This is a genomic window from Sediminibacillus massiliensis (genome assembly GCF_900156915.1).
In the GTDB taxonomy this organism is placed as follows: domain Bacteria; phylum Bacillota; class Bacilli; order Bacillales; family Amphibacillaceae; genus Sediminibacillus_A; species Sediminibacillus_A massiliensis.
In genome coordinates this window covers 3,407,480-3,430,509 of record NZ_LT732535.1, presented here as the reverse complement: position 1 = coordinate 3,430,509, position 23,030 = coordinate 3,407,480, and the positions used below count along the sequence as shown (strand labels likewise).

The window sequence follows — 23,030 nt, the reverse complement described above, 5'->3', positions numbered from 1 at the left end:
AACTTCTCGCGATCTTATCTATTCGTACGCTGTTAAACGGTCGCTTTCACTTTTAGTATTAAACATGAAAAGACGTTTGTTTGATGTCTTGTATTAGTCTAGTTACAGTTCCTAATAGCTAGCGTATAGTTCATCCATCATTCTGTGCCAAGATCAGGCACGCCATGCTGGCTGATCTATCCGTACGCTATTGATCAGTCGCTTTCACTTCCTGATTTTACTCTTATCTAGTTTTCAAGGTACAAAAATGAAGGATTTAATCCCTCAAAACTGAACCAAACAATCGATTATGCCATTCGTTTTTGCTCCGAAGAGCAATTATCCTTAGAAAGGAGGTGATCCAGCCGCACCTTCCGATACGGCTACCTTGTTACGACTTCACCCCAATCATTGGCCCCACCTTCGGCGGCTGGCTCCAAAAGGTTACCTCACCGACTTCGGGTGTTGCCAACTCTCGTGGTGTGACGGGCGGTGTGTACAAGGCCCGGGAACGTATTCACCGCGGCATGCTGATCCGCGATTACTAGCGATTCCGGCTTCATGCAGGCGAGTTGCAGCCTGCAATCCGAACTGAGAATGGTTTTATGGGATTTGCTACACCTCGCGGCTTCGCTTCCCTTTGTACCATCCATTGTAGCACGTGTGTAGCCCAGGTCATAAGGGGCATGATGATTTGACGTCATCCCCACCTTCCTCCGGTTTGTCACCGGCAGTCACCCTAGAGTGCCCAACTGAATGCTGGCAACTAAGGTCAAGGGTTGCGCTCGTTGCGGGACTTAACCCAACATCTCACGACACGAGCTGACGACAACCATGCACCACCTGTCACTCTGTCCCCGAAGGGAACCTCTTGTCTCCAAGAGTGGCAGAGGATGTCAAGACCTGGTAAGGTTCTTCGCGTTGCTTCGAATTAAACCACATGCTCCACCGCTTGTGCGGGCCCCCGTCAATTCTTTTGAGTTTCAGCCTTGCGGCCGTACTCCCCAGGCGGAGTGCTTAATGCGTTAACTTCAGCACTAAGGGGCGGAAACCCCCTAACACCTAGCACTCATCGTTTACGGCGTGGACTACCAGGGTATCTAATCCTGTTCGCTCCCCACGCTTTCGCGCCTCAGCGTCAGTTACAGACCAGAGAGCCGCCTTCGCCACTGGTGTTCCTCCACATATCTACGCATTTCACCGCTACACGTGGAATTCCGCTCTCCTCTTCTGTACTCAAGTTCCCCAGTTTCCAATGACCCTCCACGGTTAAGCCGTGGGCTTTCACATCAGACTTAAGGAACCGCCTGCGCGCGCTTTACGCCCAATAATTCCGGACAACGCTTGCCCCCTACGTATTACCGCGGCTGCTGGCACGTAGTTAGCCGGGGCTTCCTCGTTAGGTACCGTCAAGGTACCGCCCTATTTGAACGGTACTTGTTCTTCCCTAACAACAGAACTTTACGATCCGAAGACCTTCATCGTTCACGCGGCGTTGCTCCGTCAGACTTTCGTCCATTGCGGAAGATTCCCTACTGCTGCCTCCCGTAGGAGTCTGGGCCGTGTCTCAGTCCCAGTGTGGCCGATCACCCTCTCAGGTCGGCTACGCATCGTCGCCTTGGTAGGCCGTTACCCCACCAACTAGCTAATGCGCCGCGGGCCCATCTGTAAGTGACAGCCAAAAGGCCGCCTTTCAACTCTTCTCCATGCAGAGAAAAGTGTTATCCGGTATTAGCCCCGGTTTCCCGGGGTTATCCCAGTCTTACAGGCAGGTTGCCCACGTGTTACTCACCCGTCCGCCGCTCGTTCCACAAGCGCACACCCCGAAGGGTGATTGCTTGCTTCCCGCGCTCGACTTGCATGTATTAGGCACGCCGCCAGCGTTCGTCCTGAGCCAAGATCAAACTCTCCATAAAATGTGAGCTTGCTTGCTCGAAAACTTGACTAGCATTTCTTGCTTGACATAATGATTGTTTTGTTCAGTTTTCAAAGATCAAATTTCGTTGTTGTCGTTTTGACAGCGACTTTATTATCTTAACATGCCGTTCGTTTCTTTGTCAACAACTTTTTTATTTGTTTTGTCTGCCTCATTTGCGGCGACTTAACTAATATAACATCTATTCAGTGATAGTGTCAATAACTTTATTTCGTTATTTTCTTAGTTAATCGCTCTGTCGTTTCGGCGACAGATATAAATATATCACGCTAGCAAGGGAGAGTCAATAACTTTTTCAAGAAATATTTCACCTTGATGAATAACATCCAAAAGGCTGGTTATAGAACCCTCCACTGCCTCACATCCACACCCTATACTAGTTTGGCCTTATACTGACGATGGTATATTTTGTTTCCTTTCGTATCGACTCTGATTGCTTCAATGATATTTTTCTCTGTCAGATACTCGACCAATGAACTTAGATCAAGGGAATACGCTTCTATCTCCGGTTCCAATTTCAATTCCCCGAATGTCCAGGCTTCCTCTTTTCTATTCATTAACTCAAGCAAGTGTTCCGCGCATGTCCTTGCACGGGTACTTATGGCAAAGTCGACAGCAAGCAGCATCAACTCCACACGTTTATCTATCCCCTCGTTACTCTTTGTTAATTCTTCATATAACTTATAAACCTCCGGATCGATACGTTTCACATGATTCCATACTATCACTTCCGGATGGTACCCTCTTTCAATGATTGCAAGCCTCGCCAGATAATGAAGCGACCGAATCACTCTGCTGTAGGAATCGAGATATTGTTCTGTTTGAAACAAGTCTTTCGCTTCCATATAACTTCTGGTCAGTTTCGCAAACTCCATCGCCATCTTCAGCTTCCGCTTTTCTTGCGGGAAAATATCCAGCTGTTCCTTTAAGTTGGATATATATTCATTACGATCGAAGACAATCTGCCCATTAATAATCCATTCAACAGCCCTCCGATATGTGCTTGTATCAATCCAATAATATAATAATTTCTCATCGACTACATGCATTGCCGCTGTTTTATTTTCGAACTCATAGTGCTTTACAAACCAATCTTCTGCCAAATCACGAACTACTACTAAAAGGATGACATCAAAGTTGTCTGTTACCGGACTAATCGGTTTATTCTTCTCTATGATCAATATGCCTAATGTATTTGGTGAACTGGCTCTCTCTTGATAGATCGGTCTTAATAAATCTTCCATTTTTGTTTCCTCCAATAATCAGATAAAAAATTAATTCGATAAAATCATGCAAATTCCTTTTTCAACGGAGAAGTTTTTAAACAAATTATGCTATACTACCACTTGTAAGTGTTAAGGAGGGAAAGAATTGGCTTTAAATTACACGAGCAAAATTAATAAAATCCGTACCTTTGCCTTGAGTCTGGTGTTTATCGGATTTGGCGTAATGTATATAGGTATCTTGTTGAAAAATATCGGCTGGCTTATGGCATTGTTCTTCATTTTGGGACTTTTATGTATCGTTCTGAGCACAGGCGTCTATTTCTGGATCGGGATGTTATCGACTAGGGCAATGCAAATCACTTGTCCTTCCTGCAACAAGCCTACAAAGATTCTGGGACGCGTGGACGCATGCATGCATTGCAAGCAGCCGCTTACCATGGACAAAAATCTGGAAGGCAAAGAATTTGATGAAAAATACAACTCCAAAGAATATCGGAAATCTTTAAAGCAAGAAGCAGACAATTCCAAATAAACGACCATCGTCCGCCCGAATGGAAGGCGGGCTCTTTTTTTGTCCATAAACTTACACAGAAAAAGAGCCTTGCTGCTTCCTTAGCAACAAGGCTCATAGGGATTCAAAGGTTATTAATGCTGGGGAACTTTTTTGCATTCCGTGCAGGTTCCATAAATCTCCATACGATGGTGACTGACATCGAACCCGGTGACTTTTTCAGCAAGAGATTCTACTTCGTCCAGGCTTGGGTAATGGAAGTCGACGATCTTCCCACAAGAATCGCATATAATATGATAATGTTTGGAAGTATTGCAATCAAACCGGCTCGATGAGTCGCCATAAGTCAGCTCCCTTACAAGGCCAATTTCACGGAATACTCTCAAATTATTGTAGACGGTAGCTACACTCATATTAGGGAATTTCCCTTCAAGTGCTTTGTATATATCATCAGCGGTAGGATGGATCTCTGCATTCAAAAGATATTCAAGTACCGCATGACGCTGTGGAGTAATTCTGACACCGGAATCTTTCAGTTTACCGACAGCTTCTTTAAGTTGTGCTTCAGACACCGTCATGCACCTCGCTTTCATTACTTATTATTCCTCTTTCATGTACTTATATAAACCATTAACAACTGCTTTTATAAGATATTTCATTCCAGGAAGCGGGCTATGTTGTTTTCTATCAATATTATTAGTTTATAATTCTTATAATTAGTGTAACCGTTCTTTGTGGATTCTGTCAATAAAAGTATATTAGCGAGTCAGCTGAATTATACTACACGTCCGCTTTTAACGGGATTTCTTGTCCACCCGCCTTCATATTTGCATACCTTGCAGCAACAAACAAGAAGTCGGACAAACGGTTTAAATAGGATACGACCAAGTCATTTTGGAGTTCATCTTCTAAAGCAACTGCCAGCCGTTCTGCCCTTCTTACCACGGTCCGCGCTGTATGCAAACCGGCGGCTACAGGGTGGCCGGATGGCAAGATGAAGTTTTTCAGTGCCGGCAGTTCTCCATCCCATTGATCAATTTGTGCTTCAAGCTCTTTAATATGGGCGTCCTTCAGCTTCCAAGTCACTTCCTTGTCTTTCGGTGTAGCCAGTTCAGCCCCGACATGGAACAAAATCGTCTGCACCCGGTGCATGAATCCTTGAAACTGTTCCTGACCGTCCCACAAATCATCTGTTAGGTGGCTCATAGCAAGACCAATGGCAGAATTGGCTTCATCACATGTTCCATATGCCTCCACCCGTACATCGTTTTTCGGTACCCGTTTCCCATAAATCAAAGATGTCTGCCCCTTATCTCCAGATCTAGTATATATACGCAAGTTAGTACCCCCTGTCCAGATTAATTTCATTGATTAAATTAGTATCATCCGATAAATACTTATCCAGATTTTCTTCAAAAATGCGGATTGCCCGCGGCAAATATTCTGGCGATACCCCCGAACTATGAGGGGTTATCGTAATTTTATCATGCTTCCATAATGGACTGGTTGTCGGAAGTGGCTCTTGTTCGAAGACATCAAGAACAGCATGGGCTATTTCGCCATCATCCAGGGCAGTCAAGATTGTATCCTCCGATACCGCATCCCCCCGCCCCATATTTAAAAAGATGGCAGTTTCCGGCATTCTTTCAAAATGTTCTTTCCGGAAAAACCCTTTCGTTTCTGAAGTACTTGGAAGAACAGAGACAATGAAGTCCGCTCCGGAAACGACTTTAGCTAAATCTCTTACTGTGTACATTTCGTCAAAATAATCCTTGTCAGCACCATTTTTCGAGACACCAATCGTTTTCATTCTGAATGCTTTGGCCAGTCTCGCCACTTCCTGTCCGATTGCGCCTGTGCCCGCAATAACCATTGTCTTGTTCGAAATTTCCTGTGTAGGAACGTCTCTGGACGAAACCCATTGCTGCTGGCGTTGTTTTTCCATCAACAGGCCCGCACTGCGGGAAACCTGCAGAATCATCGATATGGCATATTCGGCCATCGGCTGCTTATGAATCCCTCTTGAGTTAGTCACAAGGATACCTTGTCGTTTTATTGTTTTTAAAGGCATTGTATCTATCCCCGCAGATAAAACCATTATCCATTTTAAATCAGTCGCCATTTGAATGATTTCCTCCGTCAAATCCTCTCCATATGTAAGTAAAATCTCCGCAGTTCCAATATGGGGAAAAGCCTGTTCCATGTCGTGATAGAAAGAGAATTTCACAGATGGGTAGGTATTGACAAGATGCATTCTTATTGGTTCGGGAAGCTTTGCAGTTGATATTGCAATCATAAATAACAGAATCTCCTTCCTTTAAATCAGCCTCGACTTCTTTCTTTATATGATAAACCCTCCCACCTTTTATAAAAAGGAAAAAGCAGCTCAAAAAAAAAGAAAGCATAAGGCATTTTCCTTATGCTTCAACTATTTATATAAAGGGGAGGTTTCAGATTATAATACAATATATGCCGCCCTTTCCCCCGATGTATAGAAGCTTTGCCTAATGTGTACCACTTATTTGCCTTATTACAGCCTAATTTTCAATCAGGTCAGATTCTCTTTGATATAGGTCAGGGCTTCCTCGACATGCCCTTTCACCCGCACTTTCCTGAACTCTTTTTGCAGGTCTCCCTGCTTGTCGATGATAAACGTGGAACGTTCAATTCCCATATATTCTTTGCCGAAGTTCTTCTTCAACTTCCAAGCCCCGTACTTCTCTGCAACATGGTGATCTTCATCCACCAGCAGTAAGAATGGCAAATCATATTTTTCTCTGAACTTCTCATGACTCTCTTCAGAATCCGGACTGATTCCGAGAATGACTGCATCCAAGTCGGCAAAAGAAGCGTGATGGTCGCGGAAATCGCATGCTTCAGTCGTACAACCCGGAGTATTATCTTTCGGATAGAAATATAGCACGACATTTTTCCCTCGATAATCACTCAACTTGATTGTTTCTCCTGTGTTTGCCTTCAATTCAAATTCCGGAGCAGGCGCCCCTGTTTTCAGACTCATATGTATCCCTCCAAGCTTATCTTACTGTTAGATTATCCGATTTCCCTGGAAGTTACAAACCATCCATCCTCTTAACCGAACTCCCCTCTATCTTGTTTTTATAAAAGGAGTTTTCCCACAGTTTAATGAAAAAAGCTGCCGGAAGGATATAACCGATGAGAGCTTCCGTCAACGCCAGCACCCGGCCGATCCCTACTGGAGTAATATCTCCATAACCTACCGTCAAAAGCGTTACACCACTGAAGTACAAGGCATGGGCCAAAGATTCCAGGACATTTACCCGTTGAAAAGAATCTCCCTCGATCAATACGATTCCATTAAAAGAAAGAACAAAATACAACATGGAAAAGCCTACCATCACTGCCAAGTAGACGACGATTAAGGTGTAAAAGATTTCGAATGAAAAATAGCTCCTCTGATAGGTTTTATAATGTAAAAAAGAATAAAGACTGCCGCATAACAACCAAATAATCAACAGAACGATGAAAATGGAGACGAACATTCGTTTACCTCCTTGAATTGCACTCTTTAATCAGTGATAGGACAAACTGTCTTTTCTTCTATCTATTCATCCCACCCACCGTTTATTCCCTGATACCGAGAAGTCCAAGGCTTGTTTTTGCCCTTATTTTGAGTTTGTTGATATAATTGGAGACGATAAAGTTTGTATGGAGGTTTTTAAATGGATTTCACCAAGTCGGAGACATTACATAAAGAAGCGTTAGATCATATCGTCGGTGGAGTCAATTCACCGTCACGTGCATACAAAGGAGTCGGCGGCGGTACCCCTGTATATATGGAAAAAGGGGAAGGTGCCTATTTCTGGGATGTAGACGGCAATAAATATATCGATTATCTGGCTGCATACGGGCCAATCATCACTGGCCACGCGCACCCGCATATTACAGAAGCCATCACAAAAGCAGCAGCCAACGGTGTTCTTTATGGTACACCGACAGCATTGGAAAATAAGTTTGCAAAAATGCTGAAAGAAGCAATCCCTTCCTTGGATAAGGTTCGGTTTGTCAATTCCGGTACAGAAGCAGTAATGACGACGATCCGTGTAGCCCGTGCTTATACTAACCGTAATAAAATCATCAAATTCGCCGGTTGCTATCATGGCCATTCTGACCCCGTACTTGTTCAGGCTGGTTCCGGACCGTCCACACTAGGTACCCCTGATTCTGCAGGAGTTCCTAAATCAATCGCACAGGATGTCATCACCGTTCCTTTCAATGATATCGAGGCTTATAAAGAAGCGCTAAGCCATTGGGGCGACGAAGTGGCTGCAGTGCTAGTCGAGCCGATTGTAGGCAACTTCGGTATTGTGGAACCGAAACCTGGTTTCCTGGAGGAAGTCAACGAGCTTACTCATAATTCAGGGGCATTGGTCATTTATGATGAAGTAATTACTGCCTTCCGCTTCACATATGGTAGTGCCCAACAGATTCTGAATGTGGAACCAGATATGACTGCGATGGGGAAAATCATCGGCGGCGGTCTGCCGATCGGAGCATATGGCGGAAAGAAAGAAATTATGGAGCAGGTCGCTCCGCTCGGGCCTGCTTACCAGGCAGGCACCATGGCGGGGAATCCTGCTTCCATGTCCGCTGGTATTGCTTGCCTGGAAGTTCTGAGCCAGGAAGGCGTGTACGAGAAAATGGACAAGCTGGGCGAAAAGTTAGAAAAAGGAATTCTAGCACTTGCTGAACAATATGGGATCAACATTACCATCAACCGTTTGATTGGCGCGTTGACCGTGTTTTTCACGGACCAAGAAGTAGAAAATTACAAACAGGCCGAAGAAACAGATGGAGAAATGTTTGCTAAGTTCTTTAAACTAATGCTTAATCAGGGAATCAACTTGGCTCCATCGAAATATGAAGCATGGTTCCTGACTACGGAACATACGGAACAAGATATCGACCAGACATTGAAAGCAGTGAAAAACGCTTTTGCTGAAATGAGTTGAACTGACAGAGAGTCCTAATGAAGGGCTCTCTGTCTTCTATTTTCGGCTGTCACCGGATAAACATACTATAAGCAACTATTGAAAATCTTGATTCTTCTGACGCGAGAGATGAATCGCGTTAATTTTTATGCAATATTTTGAATATTTAATTGATTAACACTTTGGTGTTATGTTAAGATAAAGAGGAAAATTTTCATAATTTTCATTCATGCTTTATGTCAATTTGTTTGACTTCCCTTCCAAAGCATGTAAGTCATAGGTCTTTGCTGACGCCAGCAAAGACCTCTTTTTTGCGTCATGAAAGTTGTTGTTTGTTATAATAGCATGTGAAAGAGACTAGGGTTTGTAAAGACACTAGAATGAATACAGTAACGGCAGAATACACATGATACATACCTTTCCGAAAAAAAAAGGGGGGGGAGCTGCATGAAACTGGGAGCAAGGATGCTTAAAACTGGACTGGCAGTGGCTGTTTCGTTATATGTGGCCACTTTACTAGGATTGCCTTCACCGGTTTTTGCCGGAATCGCCGCTGTATTTGCCATACAGCCATCGATTTATCGCTCTTATCAAACTATCCTTGAACAAATACAGGCAAATATCATTGGTGCCATCATAGCCATTTTAACAGTCCTGACATTGGGAAACGATCCATTCATCATCGGCTTTTCAACAGTGTTGGCAATCGGGGTCTGTATGAAATTGAATATGAAAGAATCGACTGTCTTACTGGCGATAGTGGCTGTCATCGCCATCATGGAAACGACCGAATTAGACTTTACAACATTTGCTTTGATGCGTTTTTCAGCATTGACGCTAGGGATACTTTCCGCCTTTCTCGTCAATCAGTTTTTTCTGCCTCCTAAGTATGAAACAAAGCTATTCCAGCGGATTGACCGGTCGACTTCCGACATACTCCAATGGCTGCGCGTCACGACCAGACATTTATCAGATGAACCGGCACTAAAAGGGGAAATAGACAGAATTCAAGACGAAATACGCCGGATTGATCAGACATATTTACTCTTTTCAGAAGAGAGAACTTATTTTAAAAAGAACCATTACTTGAAGGCAAGAAAGTTAATAGTGTTCCGCCAGTTAATAGCAACAACCAAGAAGGCATTCGATGTCTTAAAAGCTTTTCATTCTTTAGACGAAAAAATAGAAAGCATTCCGAAAAATTTTCAGATCATTCTTGTGCAGGAACTGGACAAAGTCATTCATTCCCATGAAAAGCTGATCCTTAGTTCGATGGGAAGGATTAAGAAAGATCATAAAGAAACATTGAGACATATCTCAGAACCAGACATTCCCAAACTGGTAGAAGCACTTATCCATGTCTATCGGGAAGAGGATGAACACAGGCTGATCTTTTTGCCGCTGGCAACCCAGCTGATGGAATACCATCAACATTTGAAACACCTGCAAAGACTCCTGAAAAGCTACCAGCAATATCACCAGCAGGAACAATTAAAAATGACCGATTAAAAAAGGCTGCGGACAAATCCACAGCCTTTTTCTCATGTTCCTAAATATTCCGTTTTGGAGTCATCCAGTTCCTGTACTTGGAAAAGCGAATAATAGTTACCCTTCAAGTTCATCAATTCCTGGTGGGAACCTTGTTCTTTTATTTCACCGTTCTCTATCAAAACAATCCGGTCTGCATGTGTTATCGTCGACAATCTATGGGCTACAATGAATGTAGTCCGGTTAGAGGCGAGTTTTTCCAGGGCCTCCTGAATCAGATGCTCGCTTTCTAAGTCCAAAGCCGAGGTTGCTTCATCTAAGATCAAAATCGGTGGATTTTTCAAGAAGACTCTGGCTATTGCTATTCGTTGTTTCTGCCCGCCTGATAATTTCACACCACGCTCGCCGACCAATGTATCATAGCCATCGGAAAGTCCTGTGATAAATTCATGAGCATTTGCCGCTCTGGCTGCTTCCATCACTTGTTCGTCTGTGGCATAAGGGTTACCCATCCGGATGTTCATCGCTATGGACTCACTGAACAAAATATTGTCCTGAAGAACCATGCCGATTTTGTCCCTCAACGTTCTTACCTGAACATCTTTGATGTCGGTGCCATCTATTTTGAGCCGTCCCTCTGTGACATCATAAAACCTTGGTATCAAGCTGATCAAAGTAGACTTACCGCCACCGCTCATTCCGACAAATGCAACGGTCTCCCCTTTTTTCACATCCAGATTGATGTTTTTCAGTACAAGTGATTCCTCATCTGTGTACTTAAAGGAGACATTCTCAAAGTGCACATCCCCGTGTACTCGCTCCAATGGTTTGGCATCTTTATCGTCAACAATATCATATTTCTCATCGATAAATTCGAATACACGGTCCATAGAAGCAATCGATTGAACCAAAACTGTCGACGAACTGATCAACCGTCTTAACGGACTGTACACCCGGTCCATATAACCAACAAATGCAGCTATCGTACCAACCGTCAAGTCTCCTGTGATGGCGAAATAACCCGCAAAGCCGACTACCAATAATGGAGCCAGGTCCGTTATTGTATTCATGACTGCAAACGTCTTTGCGTTCCAGGAAGTATGGGCGATCGCCTTTTTGAAAAAGTTTGTATTCTGTTGATCAAACTGTTCCTGTTCATAGTCTTCCAGAGCAAAGCTTCTTGTAACCGGCACGCCTTGAACCCGTTCGTGCAAATGTCCCTGAACTTGCGCAAGCGCTTGGGAACGATCCCTGGTTAAACTGCGAAGCCTTCCGTAGAATATTTTCACAGCCAATCCATAAAGCGGAAACAAAGCGATTGCGACGATTGTAAGCCAAAAATCCATCGCCATCATGATTCCAATTGCAATCAAAATGGTGATCATGTCAAGCCATACATTCATCAATCCAGTCATCACAAAGTTTTTTGTCTGCTCCACATCGTGGATGACACGGGAAATGATTTCACCTGTTTTGGTTTGGGAATAAAACCTTAAACTCAGACGTTGGATATGATCAAATAATTTATCCCTTATGTCGTAAAGGATTTTGTTACCTGTCCACTGCGCCAAGTATTGCCGTAAATATTCAACGGGCGGTCTTAACACAAGGAAAATCACAAAAGCGCCACCCATCAGCCAAATCAGTTGGGATATTTTTTCGGAGTCGCTCATGCCTTCTGCTCCGAGTATGTTGTCAATGACATATTTAACAATTAAAGGCATGAGTAACGGGATACCGAATTTGATGATACCGATAAGTACAGTCCAAAGTATTTTCCATTTATACGGTTTTACAAATGCCATATATCTTTTAATGCTGTCCAAGATGTCCACCTCTCCCTAAGCTGGTGCATTTCCTTAGGAAAGTAAACGACAAAACCCTTGCCGCCGTTAATGGAGACAAGGATCTCAATGCAAACTTTCCTTGTATTCATGCGTTTTATTTCATCTTCCCTACCGGTAGGTTAAATACCTTTCATACCATTGGTCGACAAATTCCGGATCAAATGGTCCTTTTCTTTGTCTCACCCAATGGATCAAGTACTCTACGTGATTCCATAAAATCCGGTCAACGACCTTTGGATAATTCATTTCCTTTTTATGCTGCTCGTATTCATCTTCGTCCAGCAATGTAAAGGTCATATCCGGATACACTTTTATATCAAGGTCGTAGTCAATATATTTTAATGCCTCTTCATCATACACGAATGGCGAACTGATATTGCAATAGTAATAAATTCCATCCGTGCGCAGCATGCCGATGACATTAAACCAGTACTTCGAATGAAAGTAGCATATGGCAGGCTCTCGGGTAACCCAAGTCCTGCCATCGCTTTCGGTGACAAGGGTTTTATCGTTAGCTCCTATCACTACGTTTCTGGTGCCTTTCAATACTGTACTACTCTCCCAAACGCGATGGAGCTGGCCATTATGTTTATAGCTCTGTATTTGTATTTTTGAACCTGGTTGTGGGCCAGCCATCATATCTTCCTTTCTTTCACAATTATTTGGCTCTGCTGTACCTGTTCTGCATCGGAAAAACCTTCGTAGTTCTCTTTTCCCTAAAACAAAGCCGGCAATCGCTTTTTCGATCAATCTTTATGGATAATTTGTTCTATCTCCTTATTATAACGATTAACAAAACTAAATGGAAATAATGACGTCTTAAAATCATTGCTGTTTTTTATGTTTGGCTTAACTATCATAGCCACCCTCAAAAAAAAACACAGCAGCACAAAATCTATAAACCGCGACATAACTTGGCATGCTTACTCCCATCCTGATTAAGTCGAGCGGTATAGAACCGCTACAGCAGAACACTTCGCCTTCCGCGGGCACGCCTCAGCATCCTCATCAGCAAAGTACGCTTCTTGCGGGGTCTTCGGACTCGTGGGACTGCGATTACTCGTCCCATCGAAGACCTTTCGCTATTCCTGCAGGAGTCTGCGTTTTCTGCCTTCGCTGGTAGAAGTTCTATGGATTTTGGTTGGTAATATCTCATGTTAGACATATTTTGAGGACCACCTCTCACCTAATCAGAAGTTCTATCCAAAGCGAAGGAAAAATGCGACACTCCTTGAAAATACAGTTCGATTTTCTGCGTGCGGTGTAAAAAGCAGGGATGTCTTTTCAAAGTCCTAGGGGAAGAGCAGCTTCCGAAGACCCCGCAGTGAGCGCTTTTTGCTCAAGAGGAGGCTGAGGTGCTGCCCCCGGAAAGGGAGTATTTTTCCGCAGCGCCGGGCTAGCATCCAACTAAAATTAGAACAAGAAGAAGCCACACAAAGTAGAATTGTCACTATGTCGCAGTTTGCCTCAACTGCAATGCCTCAAGAAATCTTTTAAAGAAAAATAAAGGAGCTCTCCGCGATATGGGAGAGCTCCTTTACAAAGTCTGAATTACTCGGGGGTTAGCAGATTACTTTTTGTTTTGCTGAGACTTTTGATTTTGTCTTCTTACTTCTTGAGCGTCAGTCTCAGAAGCAAACTCTGTACCAAACTGTTGTTGTCCAGTACCTTGAGCTGCTTGTTGGTTTTGGCGTCTAACTTCTTGTTTGTTAGTTTTGCTTGGGTTGTTTTTAGCCATCTCATATCACCTCCGCAACAATTAATTTCTCCAATTGCGAGGATGTTATCCAAAGAAAATTTGCAAGAAACTTTTCCAACATGACCAAAAAATCCCAAACAAGAATAGTATCAGTATAATCGCCTAAACTAAAGAAGATAATCAATCGATATGTTTCAGGATTTTCTGATGAGACACAGGGAATGGATAACTTTCAAGTTCTTTCCGTGAGACGAACTTTGCTCTTTCCGATGTAAGACCGCCACTTACAATAGCTCCAGCAAACACGTCTATTTCCCATATCAAGTGGGAAAAAACGTGTTTGATCGTATCGACTTTTACGAGAGAATCTATCTTCAAACCATATACTTGAGTGAACCAATTCCCTGCATGTTCTTCATCAGTCTCTGCCAGCGGAGCCATCGGAAACTGCCACAAACTGGCCAGCAATCCTTTATCAGGTCTTTGTTCAATGAGGTAGTTGCCATCTGTGTCCACCAATAAAAACGCCATATATTTTACACTTTTTTGTTTTTTGCCCTTTGTCTTGATTGGCAAGTCTTGCTGCATGCCTTCAGAAAAGGCTCTGCAGTGGTTTTGAACTGGGCAGAGCAGACAGGAAGGTTTTGTCGGTGTACAGACAAGTGCACCGAGTTCCATAAGGCCTTGATTAAAGTCAGATGGATTTGTCTCTGGTATCACTTCCTTGACGCAATCTTCAAAAATCCGCCTTGTCTTGGATTTGGCGATATCATCATCAATTAGAAGCACTCTTGACATCACTCTCATTACATTCCCATCCACTGCGGGTTCGGGAAGGTTATAAGCGATACTTAAAATGGCGCCTTTCGTGTATGGGCCGACGCCTTTCAAAGAAGCCAATTCTTCGGATGTGTCAGGAACCTTGCTGTTATACTCGGCCGCTACTTCCTTAACTGCGTTTTGCAGGTTGCGCGCCCGGGAATAGTAACCTAACCCTTCCCACGCTTTCAGCACTTCTTGTTCATCAGCTGCTGCCAAGTCGTCTAAGGTGGGAAACTTATCAATAAAACGGTTAAAATACGGGATAACAGTATCAACCTTAGTTTGCTGAAGCATAATTTCGGATACCCATACCTTATAAGGATCTTTATCCTTACGCCAAGGTAAATCTCGCTGTACCGTTTGGAACCAATCGATTAAGTCATGTTGAAATTGCTCTTGATCAAAATCGCAGATTATGTTTTTTGCTCGTTGATCTTTCACCATTGTTCATCCTTCGTGTTACAATAATATAGTTATAATAAAATAAAATTACTTTAACACCAGTATTTGGATGGCGTTAAAAGTATTACTTGATAAAAGGAGGGCCATTTTGGATGGATACTGGGACCCATGTCGTAATGGGGGTTGCGCTAGGTGGTCTGGCTACCCTGGATCCTGTAGTACAAAGTGATCCTACTTTATACAGTGCAGTTATGCTAGGAACAATTGTAGGTTCGCAAGCACCCGATTTCGATACCATCTTAAAACTAAGAAATAATGCGGTATATATAAGACACCATCGTGGTATTACCCACTCCATTCCGGCTGTTGTTTTCTGGGGGTTGGCCATCGCAAGCCTTATCCACGCGTTCAGTCCTGAGGTGAACTTTCTCCATCTTTGGCTGTGGACATTTGTGGCTGTGATCCTCCATGTGACAGTGGATGTGTTCAATGCTTACGGTACCCAGGCATACCGTCCGTTCACGCGAAGGTGGGTAGCGTATGGATTTATCAATACATTCGATCCGGTTATATTCAGTTTCCACATCATCGGAATTGTTGCATGGATGATCGGAGCACCTGCCGGTTATACCTGGCTTCTCATTTACTTTGTGATTATCCTATATTATCTAAAACGTTATTTGGATAAGCGGGATATCGTCAAAAAAGTAAATGAACAAATCGAAGGTGTGCAGCAAATTGCCACATCGCCGACGTTGAAACAGAACTTCTGGAGAATTGCAGTTACAACCGGAGACCGTTACTACGTCGGAGTTGCCGAAAACGGCCGAGTCCGGATTATCGATGAATTTGACAGAGAACCCCTTCCAGAAGGGGAATTGATCGATAAGGCGTTGAAGGATAAAAATATATCTGCCTTCTTGTCCTTTTCCCCTGTACATCGATGGGAATTAAACTATTATGATGACTTTACCGAGGTACGTTTTACCGACTTAAGATACCGTTCCAAAGATCATCATTATCCTTTTGTGGCAGTCGTGCAGATCGATGATAACATGAGAATTATGAGCTCCTATACCGGCTGGATATTCTCAGAGAAGAAATTGCAAAGTAAGTTACTCATCGAAGATTCTCCTTCACCGTTTTCTTAAAAAGTGTGAGGCTGGTGTCTTAGGCACCAGCCTCTTTTTTAGTGTTCTGGATACTGGTTATCGAACATTTTTTTATATTCCGGATTATTCTCCAGGAATTCATGCAGGTTGGGTCCGTAATGCTCCACCCATTTCGATACGACTTGTTCTATCACATCTTCACTCTCATATTTGCGCCCGGCTTTTGCTCTGGTTGCAGCGAAATCCTCCCAAAGCAATTCCACCCATGCCCGAGCCTCTTCCAGGCTTAATGTTTGATTCTTATCATATAGTCGTTCCGCCAAGCGATTTATATTTTCTTGCATCATTCTTCATCCTTTAAGTAAGGTTATTGGTTTCCGGATAATATTGTACCACATAGCCTGCAGCTTATCGCATAAACTAAACAAGCATCATAAGGATGCAAACTGGGAGGTAATGCAAATGCGAAACAAAAAGTATGGCTTCACCGACCAGCGCATGGACAGTGTCCCGCGCGCCAAAACCCGATACAGTTCCACTCGGGCGGATGGTTCTATCAATACCAAGCCACAAGAACGAATGAAAAACTCTTCAAACAGATAAATTTTTCAGGAGGAATGACTTGTGGTACAACAAAACAAACCATTCTTTAACAATCTGTACAGCGATCCATTCCAATCCCCACGTGCTAACCCAAAGCATGCGAGCCAACAGGTAAACGGGGAGACAGCGAAGAGCCAAATGGACAAGATCAGAGATATCATGAAGAAAAAAGGTTAAGGAAAATTCCTGCTGAAATGTTTTAAGCGTTGGTTTCAAAGGATAAATAAAAGGCTGTTCCGGGTGTTTCATCACTCCGGGACAGCCTTTGCTATGATTTTCTTTTGCCCAGAACGGACAACGGTACAGCCTCTTCTTTTTCCAGACTCTGGCCGAGCAGGTTGAGCCGGTGGCCCCATGCAAAAACACCGTTGATGTAATTGATACGGAATGTGTGACCTGGATCCTCTTCTATTTCATAAACTTCTCCGCTATTAAATTCCTCAGGATTCAACATATAAGCCATGGCCATCTGTACTTTTCTCTCATATATAGCATACTCGCTGACATTTCCCATTTGTTCAGCCTTTTGTGCTTTTTCCTTCAATTTAGCCACTTCATCTCGCAGCTCTTCTACTGTATATTCACTATACCTTTTTTCCACGGTCAGTCATCCTCTCGCCGGAGCTGTTTTATCGATAACGATTTCATTTCCTTCATTTCCTTTACATTTTATCAAGTTTTAGAAACAATATAAACAATCAACTACCCATTTCCAAAGCGAAGGAGGAGCAGACGATGGAAACAATCGCTATTACCGGAGCTGGCAGCGGTTTGGGCAGGGCACTTGCCCGTAGATATGCCGATGCCGGTCATACCATTTTTTTAATTGGAAGAGACGAAGAAAAACTCTTAGTCGTCCAAAAAGAAATAAGGGATAACGGCGGTTTTGCTGAGGTACTTGTTTGTGATATAAGCGAACCCGCTTCCGTATCGGTCGCCATTGAACAGTTTGAACAGCTTGATTTGCTGATAAACAATGCTGGTACAGGCATATTCGGCCCCTTGTCCGATTACTCTCCGGAAGACGTGGATCAATTGCTCGAAACCAACGTCAAAGGCACCATCCTCATGACGCAATATGCAGCCCCGCTCATCGAAAAAAAGAATGGCAGGATAATCAATATCATCTCTACGGCTGGATTACGCGGGAAGAAAAATGAATCGGTTTACTGTGCCAGTAAATTTGCCGTTAAAGGATTCACGGAAAGCCTGCAGAAAGAATGGGAAGACAAAAACATTTCTATCACTGCAGCATATATCGGCGGTATGAACACTCCGTTCTGGGATAAGACCGACCATGTGACCAACCCTGAAACCTTGAAAGGACCTGAGTCTGTCGCGGAACAGATTTTCAACGAGGATGACGGACGCATCGAAATTGTAATTGACCGATAGTGCAGCCACCCACCGAAAGACATAAAAAAAAGTAATGGCTGGTTCTTTTTACCAGCCATGGTCTTCCTGTGTATATTCATCCAAAAAGCGTTCGATATGTTCAAAACTGAACCCTTTACGATAGAGGGCAGCTTTCACTTTATGGCGGAGCTCCGATCCCTCCGTTTTTTTTCGTTGTTTTGCCAGGATTTTCTGTCCTTGATGCACAACAGCTTCCCATTCTGCATCTTCATTTCGGTTATCATCTATATCATTTAACACATCTTTAATTATTTCGGAATTAAATCCTTTTTGCAGTAATGTCTGTTGTATGGATTGCACTTGTTGTTTGAATGATTTTCTTCCATCATTTTTCAATTTTTTCGCAACCCATTTTTCCGCTTTTTTGTATTGCTCTTCGTAAGGAAAAAGTCCAACTGCCTCGTCAGCAATTGTCCTCGCAACCCCTTTATCGATTAATTCCTTTCGCAAAAGCAATGGACCTTTGCTTGTGGTGTTTATTCTCGTTCTTATCAGTGCATGAGCGAAATCGCGGTCATTTAGAAACCCTTCATTTTCCAGTCTGTCGATGACGACAGGTATTTGATCGGGATCGACTTCTTTCTTCACTAAATAATCATACATTTCTTTTTTTGAACGCATTCTGTAGCTTAAAAAGTTTAATCCAAGGGTAAAAGACTTCTGTAGATTATCTTTCTGGATTAGAGCGTTTATGTCCGATTCATTCAGTTCCAGACCTTTTCGAAGTTGGTATTGAATGAGTATGTCTTCGTCGACACTGAAGCCATACTTCTCCCCCTGTTCCTGATCCAGAAAGATATTGTAGCGGCTCTTGCTTTTCTTTTGCGTAGTAATCCTTGTTATTTTTGCCAAAAGATCCACCCCTCTCCTCTATTTTAACATGGATATACATCCTTAAGAAAAGGAAGAGACCGTTCCATAATGTGATCATACGTAAAGTTTTGACATATACAAAAAATACATAAAAAAGGTGGATGGATATGAAAGTAGCAATTACTGGCGGTACTGGTTTCGTAGGGAAACATCTTCAAGAACAGCTGACAGCCGGCGGACATGAAGTATATATATTGACCAGGTCTCCGGAAAAGTATGAAGACACCGCTTCTGTCACCCATATTGGCTGGTTAAAAGAAGACACGAAACCAGAAGAAATTCTTCCTCCGCTCGATGCAATTGTCAACCTTGCAGGAGAGTCTTTGTTTGGTTATTGGACCAAAATAAAGAAACAAAACATCCTGAACAGCCGCATACAAGCAACGGAAAATGTTCTTGACTTAATTAAAAAGATGGACACCAGACCCCAGGTGTTGATAAATGGGTCTGCAGTTGGTTTTTATGGCACTTCCTTATCAGAAGCCTTCACGGAAGCTACTACCACTCCCGGGGAAGACTTTCTCGCCGATGTAGCCGAATGCTGGGAAGCAAAGGCAAGCGAAGCAGAAAGCTTAGGCGTCAGGACAGTCTTTATGAGGTTCGGTTTAATCCTTGGAGAAGAAGGCGCACTGCCGCTCATGGCTCTTCCTTTCAAGATGATGGCAGGAGGAAAGGTGGGATCAGGCGAGCAATGGGTTTCCTGGATTCATGTGAAAGATGCTGTGGGCTTGATTCAATATGCAATTACAAATGACCAAATAAGAGGAGCAGTGAACGCAACAGCCCCTTACCCTAAACGAAACAAGGAATTAAGCAAGGCACTGGCAGATATTGTTCATCGCCCCTACTGGCTGCCTGTTCCATCAGTTCTGATCAAGACCGCACTCGGAGATATGAGCCAGCTTGTATTAAAGGGACAATGCGTCTATCCGACTGTCGCTCAGTCACACGATTATTCCTTCGCTTTTCCTGAATTGAAAGGGGCATTACAAGACATTTTCATCAAGTAATGGCCACTCATTTCACTCCCAGAAAATGTCGAATTTTTTATAGAAATTTCCGTTTCCATTTCAATAATTTTTGTGTAATATATGAGTGTAAATATGTTACGAACAGATTACATTTCATCAAGATCCCACTATTTCAGAAAGATCTTGGAGGTTAAAATACACTTGCATACCAAACTGGTTCAAATAAATAAGGGAAGGCAAATGGTGCGCCACCAGCACAGCTGGTTCTAGTGGGTTCGATTCCCACCCCGAATTTTTGTTGGTCTTTGATAAAAATTCGAGGGTGAGACAATCCACTGGGCTTCCCGGTGAGAAATCATCCTCTCCATAAACAGGAGGGATTTTTTTATGCTGAAAAAAAGAGATTTACAAGAAGCTCCACAGCTTTATGAATTAATGATCGACCCGCAGGTATTTCCATATGTCCGTCACAAGGCATATTCTTCAGATGAGTACTACTTTCTTACCAAACAAACAATCGAGCAGGAAGAGAGCGGAAACCTGATTTCCAGAACGATATTAGATGAATACCACCATCCAATCGGAACGATCAACTTATTCGACATACAAAACAGGGCAGGATTCCTGGCAACTTGGATTGGCAGTCCTTATTTCGGCAAAGGCTATAACAAAATCGCCAAAGAAGACTTTCTGGAGGAAGTTTTCCTTGTATATGAAATGAAAGCTGTCTTTATTAAAATCAGAAGAACAAACACGAGGTCACTAAAAGCAACGCTAAAGCTGCCGTATGTGACGCTTGGCAACATTTTATATCCGGATGTTTATGAAAAAATCAATCAAAAGGAAGCAGTATATGAATTGTTTGTCATCACCCGGGAACATTATCTCCTCCACCGTGAAATATCGATTGAGCTCAGCGGCGGCGAAGCGGTCGTATAATTTGCCCGCACAGGGACAGACTAGCAGGAAACGGAACTTTATGCTGGTTTTGGTAAATTAGCAAAAGATTCATCCAGGATAAAGAAGCACGTAATCCACCGCAAAGTGAGGATTTTGCATGCAGAAGAAACAGAACGGTGTCCGAGATCAGAAGAGTTCATTGTCAAAAACCCAAGAAGTACTTTACCAAAAAGAGTTCAAGTCAGCGGACAGAGCTTATATGAACACGAAAAACCGGGTTTAATCCTTTTCTAAAGGGGTATTTATTTAAAAGGATTCCGATTAATCACTATTGTTGATAAAAGTTATACACAAGGTTGTGCACAATGTTGATAACTACTGAAAATTGTTGGTACGTATATCACTTTGTTGTTGATTAAATTTTGTGGATGTTTCAACATTAAACTGTGGATAATGGGGATATCCTTTTAAAACACGGTGTATAAAAGTGTTTGTATGTGGATAAGATTGTTAGTAACTGATTGTCGTATTCCTTAATTAATAAAACCCGATTCCTCCCCTTTTTCGGATAGGAGTTGACAATCGAGCAAAAAAAGGACTTTCGCAAATGAAAGTCCTTTTTTTTATATGAGACATTATTTATTCTCTGTTTGTTTTTCATTGAACTTTTTAAATACCTTCTCAGCCACTGCGGCTTTTTCGTTCTTTTCTTCGTCTTCTAATTCGAAATATAACCGGTCCTTCTCGGAAAGGTTAAAATACTGTTCTTTCTTTGATTTATCATTCTTCAACGCCACCCTTAATCACCCTCTCCTATTCAATAAAGGTTCAATTCCGGATCATAATAGCTTTTCTTTTTAATCCAGACGAATCCGTCACCCTTTGTAATGACTGCTACATCTATTGGAGGTCCTACAGACTCGGTTTCCCTCGTCACTCTTCTTTTGAAAGAGGTGAGATTAACGAGCGCCTCGGCCATTTCAGCCAGTTCTTCTTTTGGCAAAGACCTGACAATGCCGAGTAGTGGTTTTATATAATAATCCATCCGGTACTCTTCGACGGAATCTACAATTGAATCATATAATTCATTACCCATTTTCTCCAGGGCGCTAACCTGTTCTTCCGAAAAATGTATATCCAAGTGTTTTTGAATTTGTTCCGGGTAGCCACTCAACACCCTTTCGATGATCCCGAACACCGCATCTTCCATACTGGGCTCTATTCCGCCCATGAAAGAATCGACCATTTCTCTTTGTGCGAATGGAATGATGGAAGCTGTTCCGTCGTCTTTGTCGAGAGTATAATTAATTTTTCTTTCCCTAAGTTTTTTATACTTCAACTGTCCAAACACAAAACCCTCAAGACGATATTCCAGTAGATGGGGAAATATTTCCTTTTCTCCATAGCCCGCTATCACGATGCCTGAACTTCCCAAACTGAAGAAATTTTTCTTCGTGGCTTCAAAAGCGAGCCTTGTCAGCTTATCTTCCAAATCGGCTGGAATTTCATAAGTGATTAAGTCTTGTTTAATTTCTGTTACGACAGACTGGAATCTTTTTTGAAATGCTTGATATTCCAAGTCCAAATATACTTTTTCCATTTCTTGAAAAGTGGCGATGTTTTCTTCGACTGTTTTTGTCAGCCATTCTGTCACGTTGCTATCCGATACTTCCTCTCCAACACTTTTGTGGTTGTTGATCTGTTCCTCCACCTTCTTCACAACTCGCTTCAAGACGTCGGAAAACGTTCTGTGAATAATGATCTCTTCTATCTCTTCGACTTTAAACCGTTCGTCATCATTTAAGAATTCGATAAAATGCTGGAAATAATCATCTACGACATCGAATCGTTTGTTCCCAATATAATCCCTGAATGATTTGATAATCACTTCCCAAGGGACTTCCATAAACGAAGCAGACCCAAACACCATGATCCCGATTGGATGTTGTTTGGATATTGAAAACAATTTGTTCGCTGAATTATATACTTTCTGGACACCTTCCCGTCCGCTCGTCACCGCACTATCTGCTGCCATGGACATTCCTAGTTTGTTCATTATTGCGACTTCTGCTGTCATCTAAAATCAACCGCCTTTCCTGAACAAAGGACAAAAAATGCGCCCGTTCCATAGTCAGGCACATCGTGTCCATTGTTGAATAATGAGCGAGAAACCGGTCCTTGTCCGATTTCCGGCAGTAACTGTATGTATCCTTTCTGGTAAACATCAATTACTTTCCCTATGTAAATATCCAAAAGCTATCCTCCTTAAACTTTA

Annotated in this window: 26 protein-coding genes and 1 rRNA gene; 10 read left to right on the top strand and 17 right to left on the bottom strand. The window is 42.7% G+C overall.

The window, feature by feature from the left end:
* Positions 1 to 328: 328 nt before the first annotated feature.
* A 16S ribosomal RNA gene (locus CZ434_RS17800) occupies positions 329 to 1,895 on the bottom strand.
* A 391-nt stretch (positions 1,896 to 2,286) separates the two neighbouring features.
* The gene (locus tag CZ434_RS17795) at positions 2,287 to 3,159 is read right to left on the bottom strand and encodes a nucleotidyltransferase-like protein (RefSeq protein WP_077624370.1); all 873 of its coding nucleotides are present in this window, start codon (positions 3,157 to 3,159) and stop codon (positions 2,287 to 2,289) included.
* A 127-nt stretch (positions 3,160 to 3,286) separates the two neighbouring features.
* On the opposite strand from CZ434_RS17795, the gene CZ434_RS17790 reads away from it, so the two are divergent.
* Positions 3,287 to 3,673 (top strand): YgzB family protein, encoded by a 387-nt coding sequence (locus tag CZ434_RS17790; protein WP_077624369.1) that lies wholly within the window; start codon positions 3,287 to 3,289, stop codon positions 3,671 to 3,673.
* Positions 3,674 to 3,786: 113 nt separating this feature from the next.
* On the opposite strand, the gene perR is transcribed toward CZ434_RS17790, so the two are convergent.
* The 5 genes from perR to CZ434_RS17765 form a co-directional block, all read right to left on the bottom strand.
* Positions 3,787 to 4,230 (bottom strand): peroxide-responsive transcriptional repressor PerR, encoded by a 444-nt coding sequence (gene perR, locus CZ434_RS17785; RefSeq protein WP_077625245.1) that lies wholly within the window; start codon positions 4,228 to 4,230, stop codon positions 3,787 to 3,789.
* A gap of 202 nt (positions 4,231 to 4,432) precedes the next feature.
* Positions 4,433 to 4,990 carry a cob(I)yrinic acid a,c-diamide adenosyltransferase gene (locus CZ434_RS17780; RefSeq protein ID WP_077624368.1) on the bottom strand — a complete coding sequence of 186 codons (558 nt, stop codon included), beginning with the start codon at positions 4,988 to 4,990 and terminating at the stop codon, positions 4,433 to 4,435.
* Between the two features lies 1 nt (position 4,991).
* A complete protein-coding gene (locus tag CZ434_RS17775) occupies positions 4,992 to 5,948 on the bottom strand; it encodes a D-2-hydroxyacid dehydrogenase (protein ID WP_077624367.1) in 957 nt (318 codons plus the stop codon).
* 252 nt (positions 5,949 to 6,200) lie between these two features.
* Positions 6,201 to 6,671 (bottom strand): thioredoxin-dependent thiol peroxidase, encoded by a 471-nt coding sequence (gene bcp, locus CZ434_RS17770; RefSeq protein WP_077624366.1) that lies wholly within the window; start codon positions 6,669 to 6,671, stop codon positions 6,201 to 6,203.
* A gap of 52 nt (positions 6,672 to 6,723) precedes the next feature.
* On the bottom strand, positions 6,724 to 7,173 hold the full coding sequence (locus CZ434_RS17765; RefSeq protein ID WP_077624365.1) for an ion channel: 450 nt from the start codon (positions 7,171 to 7,173) through the stop codon (positions 6,724 to 6,726).
* 180 nt (positions 7,174 to 7,353) lie between these two features.
* On the opposite strand from CZ434_RS17765, the gene CZ434_RS17760 reads away from it, so the two are divergent.
* Both CZ434_RS17760 and CZ434_RS17755 read left to right on the top strand, forming a co-directional pair.
* Positions 7,354 to 8,643 carry a glutamate-1-semialdehyde 2,1-aminomutase gene (locus CZ434_RS17760; RefSeq protein ID WP_077624364.1) on the top strand — a complete coding sequence of 430 codons (1,290 nt, stop codon included), beginning with the start codon at positions 7,354 to 7,356 and terminating at the stop codon, positions 8,641 to 8,643.
* A gap of 426 nt (positions 8,644 to 9,069) precedes the next feature.
* Complete coding sequence (locus CZ434_RS17755) at positions 9,070 to 10,131, top strand: FUSC family protein (protein WP_077624363.1); 1,062 nt, start codon at positions 9,070 to 9,072, stop codon at positions 10,129 to 10,131.
* A gap of 32 nt (positions 10,132 to 10,163) precedes the next feature.
* Here CZ434_RS17755 and CZ434_RS17750 read toward each other — a convergent pair whose 3' ends face one another.
* The 4 genes from CZ434_RS17750 to mutY form a co-directional block, all read right to left on the bottom strand.
* Complete coding sequence (locus tag CZ434_RS17750) at positions 10,164 to 11,936, bottom strand: ABC transporter ATP-binding protein (RefSeq protein ID WP_077624362.1); 1,773 nt, start codon at positions 11,934 to 11,936, stop codon at positions 10,164 to 10,166.
* Between the two features lie 129 nt (positions 11,937 to 12,065).
* The gene (ntdP, locus tag CZ434_RS17745; RefSeq protein ID WP_077625244.1) at positions 12,066 to 12,593 is read right to left on the bottom strand and encodes a nucleoside tri-diphosphate phosphatase; all 528 of its coding nucleotides are present in this window, start codon (positions 12,591 to 12,593) and stop codon (positions 12,066 to 12,068) included.
* Between the two features lie 934 nt (positions 12,594 to 13,527).
* On the bottom strand, positions 13,528 to 13,695 hold the full coding sequence (locus CZ434_RS17740) for a gamma-type small acid-soluble spore protein (protein ID WP_077624361.1): 168 nt from the start codon (positions 13,693 to 13,695) through the stop codon (positions 13,528 to 13,530).
* A gap of 141 nt (positions 13,696 to 13,836) precedes the next feature.
* Positions 13,837 to 14,922 carry an A/G-specific adenine glycosylase gene (gene mutY, locus CZ434_RS17735; protein ID WP_077624360.1) on the bottom strand — a complete coding sequence of 362 codons (1,086 nt, stop codon included), beginning with the start codon at positions 14,920 to 14,922 and terminating at the stop codon, positions 13,837 to 13,839.
* Between the two features lie 110 nt (positions 14,923 to 15,032).
* Between mutY and CZ434_RS17730 the strand changes: the two genes are divergently transcribed.
* Complete coding sequence (locus tag CZ434_RS17730) at positions 15,033 to 16,031, top strand: metal-dependent hydrolase (protein ID WP_077624359.1); 999 nt, start codon at positions 15,033 to 15,035, stop codon at positions 16,029 to 16,031.
* Positions 16,032 to 16,069: 38 nt separating this feature from the next.
* Here the strand turns inward: CZ434_RS17730 and CZ434_RS17725 are convergent, their stop codons facing one another.
* Positions 16,070 to 16,336, bottom strand: a complete 267-nt coding sequence (locus CZ434_RS17725; RefSeq protein ID WP_077624358.1) for a YfhJ family protein — start codon at positions 16,334 to 16,336, stop codon at positions 16,070 to 16,072.
* Between the two features lie 112 nt (positions 16,337 to 16,448).
* On the opposite strand from CZ434_RS17725, the gene sspK reads away from it, so the two are divergent.
* On the top strand, positions 16,449 to 16,595 hold the full coding sequence (sspK, locus tag CZ434_RS17720; protein WP_425442072.1) for a small acid-soluble spore protein K: 147 nt from the start codon (positions 16,449 to 16,451) through the stop codon (positions 16,593 to 16,595).
* 21 nt (positions 16,596 to 16,616) lie between these two features.
* Positions 16,617 to 16,772, top strand: coding sequence for a YpzG family protein (locus CZ434_RS17715; RefSeq protein WP_077624356.1), 156 nt, complete (start codon positions 16,617 to 16,619; stop codon positions 16,770 to 16,772).
* Between the two features lie 91 nt (positions 16,773 to 16,863).
* Here the strand turns inward: CZ434_RS17715 and CZ434_RS17710 are convergent, their stop codons facing one another.
* Entirely contained in the window at positions 16,864 to 17,196 is a 333-nt protein-coding gene (locus tag CZ434_RS17710) for a YfhH family protein (RefSeq protein ID WP_077624355.1), read from the bottom strand.
* 134 nt (positions 17,197 to 17,330) lie between these two features.
* Between CZ434_RS17710 and CZ434_RS17705 the strand changes: the two genes are divergently transcribed.
* Positions 17,331 to 17,990 carry an SDR family NAD(P)-dependent oxidoreductase gene (locus CZ434_RS17705; RefSeq protein WP_077624354.1) on the top strand — a complete coding sequence of 220 codons (660 nt, stop codon included), beginning with the start codon at positions 17,331 to 17,333 and terminating at the stop codon, positions 17,988 to 17,990.
* 48 nt (positions 17,991 to 18,038) lie between these two features.
* Here CZ434_RS17705 and recX read toward each other — a convergent pair whose 3' ends face one another.
* Positions 18,039 to 18,872 carry a recombination regulator RecX gene (gene recX / locus CZ434_RS17700; protein WP_342745710.1) on the bottom strand — a complete coding sequence of 278 codons (834 nt, stop codon included), beginning with the start codon at positions 18,870 to 18,872 and terminating at the stop codon, positions 18,039 to 18,041.
* 119 nt (positions 18,873 to 18,991) lie between these two features.
* Here recX and CZ434_RS17695 point away from each other — a divergent pair, with 119 nt between their 5' ends.
* The 3 genes from CZ434_RS17695 (at position 18,992) to CZ434_RS17685 (ending at position 21,038) form a co-directional block, all read left to right on the top strand.
* Complete coding sequence (locus tag CZ434_RS17695) at positions 18,992 to 19,894, top strand: TIGR01777 family oxidoreductase (protein ID WP_077624352.1); 903 nt, start codon at positions 18,992 to 18,994, stop codon at positions 19,892 to 19,894.
* Between the two features lie 348 nt (positions 19,895 to 20,242).
* Positions 20,243 to 20,794, top strand: a complete 552-nt coding sequence (locus CZ434_RS17690; protein ID WP_077624351.1) for a GNAT family N-acetyltransferase — start codon at positions 20,243 to 20,245, stop codon at positions 20,792 to 20,794.
* A gap of 118 nt (positions 20,795 to 20,912) precedes the next feature.
* Positions 20,913 to 21,038 (top strand): YfhE family protein, encoded by a 126-nt coding sequence (locus CZ434_RS17685; RefSeq protein WP_077624350.1) that lies wholly within the window; start codon positions 20,913 to 20,915, stop codon positions 21,036 to 21,038.
* Positions 21,039 to 21,390: 352 nt separating this feature from the next.
* Here the strand turns inward: CZ434_RS17685 and CZ434_RS22305 are convergent, their stop codons facing one another.
* The 3 genes from CZ434_RS22305 to CZ434_RS17675 are packed head-to-tail and all read right to left on the bottom strand — an operon-like array spanning position 21,391 to position 23,008.
* Positions 21,391 to 21,552, bottom strand: a complete 162-nt coding sequence (locus CZ434_RS22305) for a hypothetical protein (protein WP_179107313.1) — start codon at positions 21,550 to 21,552, stop codon at positions 21,391 to 21,393.
* Positions 21,553 to 21,572: 20 nt separating this feature from the next.
* Entirely contained in the window at positions 21,573 to 22,832 is a 1,260-nt protein-coding gene (locus CZ434_RS17680) for a BAR domain-containing protein (RefSeq protein WP_077624349.1), read from the bottom strand.
* Positions 22,829 to 23,008 carry a hypothetical protein gene (locus CZ434_RS17675; RefSeq protein WP_077624348.1) on the bottom strand — a complete coding sequence of 60 codons (180 nt, stop codon included), beginning with the start codon at positions 23,006 to 23,008 and terminating at the stop codon, positions 22,829 to 22,831. The genes CZ434_RS17680 and CZ434_RS17675 overlap by 4 nt, the downstream gene beginning before the upstream one ends.
* Positions 23,009 to 23,030 lie beyond the last annotated feature (22 nt).

Coding starts and splice junctions, on each gene's coding strand:
- CZ434_RS17795 (WP_077624370.1), bottom strand. CDS start 3,159: ATGGAAGATTTATTAAGACCGATCTATCAAGAGAGAGCCAGTTCACCA.
- perR (WP_077625245.1), bottom strand. CDS start 4,230: ATGACGGTGTCTGAAGCACAACTTAAAGAAGCTGTCGGTAAACTGAAA.
- CZ434_RS17775 (WP_077624367.1), bottom strand. CDS start 5,948: ATGATTGCAATATCAACTGCAAAGCTTCCCGAACCAATAAGAATGCAT.
- bcp (WP_077624366.1), bottom strand. CDS start 6,671: ATGAGTCTGAAAACAGGGGCGCCTGCTCCGGAATTTGAATTGAAGGCA.
- CZ434_RS17765 (WP_077624365.1), bottom strand. CDS start 7,173: ATGTTCGTCTCCATTTTCATCGTTCTGTTGATTATTTGGTTGTTATGC.
- CZ434_RS17760 (WP_077624364.1), top strand. CDS start 7,354: ATGGATTTCACCAAGTCGGAGACATTACATAAAGAAGCGTTAGATCAT.
- CZ434_RS17755 (WP_077624363.1), top strand. CDS start 9,070: ATGAAACTGGGAGCAAGGATGCTTAAAACTGGACTGGCAGTGGCTGTT.
- ntdP (WP_077625244.1), bottom strand. CDS start 12,593: ATGGCTGGCCCACAACCAGGTTCAAAAATACAAATACAGAGCTATAAA.
- CZ434_RS17740 (WP_077624361.1), bottom strand. CDS start 13,695: ATGGCTAAAAACAACCCAAGCAAAACTAACAAACAAGAAGTTAGACGC.
- mutY (WP_077624360.1), bottom strand. CDS start 14,922: ATGGTGAAAGATCAACGAGCAAAAAACATAATCTGCGATTTTGATCAA.
- CZ434_RS17730 (WP_077624359.1), top strand. CDS start 15,033: ATGGATACTGGGACCCATGTCGTAATGGGGGTTGCGCTAGGTGGTCTG.
- CZ434_RS17725 (WP_077624358.1), bottom strand. CDS start 16,336: ATGCAAGAAAATATAAATCGCTTGGCGGAACGACTATATGATAAGAAT.
- sspK (WP_425442072.1), top strand. CDS start 16,449: ATGCAAATGCGAAACAAAAAGTATGGCTTCACCGACCAGCGCATGGAC.
- CZ434_RS17705 (WP_077624354.1), top strand. CDS start 17,331: ATGGAAACAATCGCTATTACCGGAGCTGGCAGCGGTTTGGGCAGGGCA.
- CZ434_RS17695 (WP_077624352.1), top strand. CDS start 18,992: ATGAAAGTAGCAATTACTGGCGGTACTGGTTTCGTAGGGAAACATCTT.
- CZ434_RS17690 (WP_077624351.1), top strand. CDS start 20,243: ATGCTGAAAAAAAGAGATTTACAAGAAGCTCCACAGCTTTATGAATTA.
- CZ434_RS17685 (WP_077624350.1), top strand. CDS start 20,913: ATGCAGAAGAAACAGAACGGTGTCCGAGATCAGAAGAGTTCATTGTCA.
- CZ434_RS17680 (WP_077624349.1), bottom strand. CDS start 22,832: ATGACAGCAGAAGTCGCAATAATGAACAAACTAGGAATGTCCATGGCA.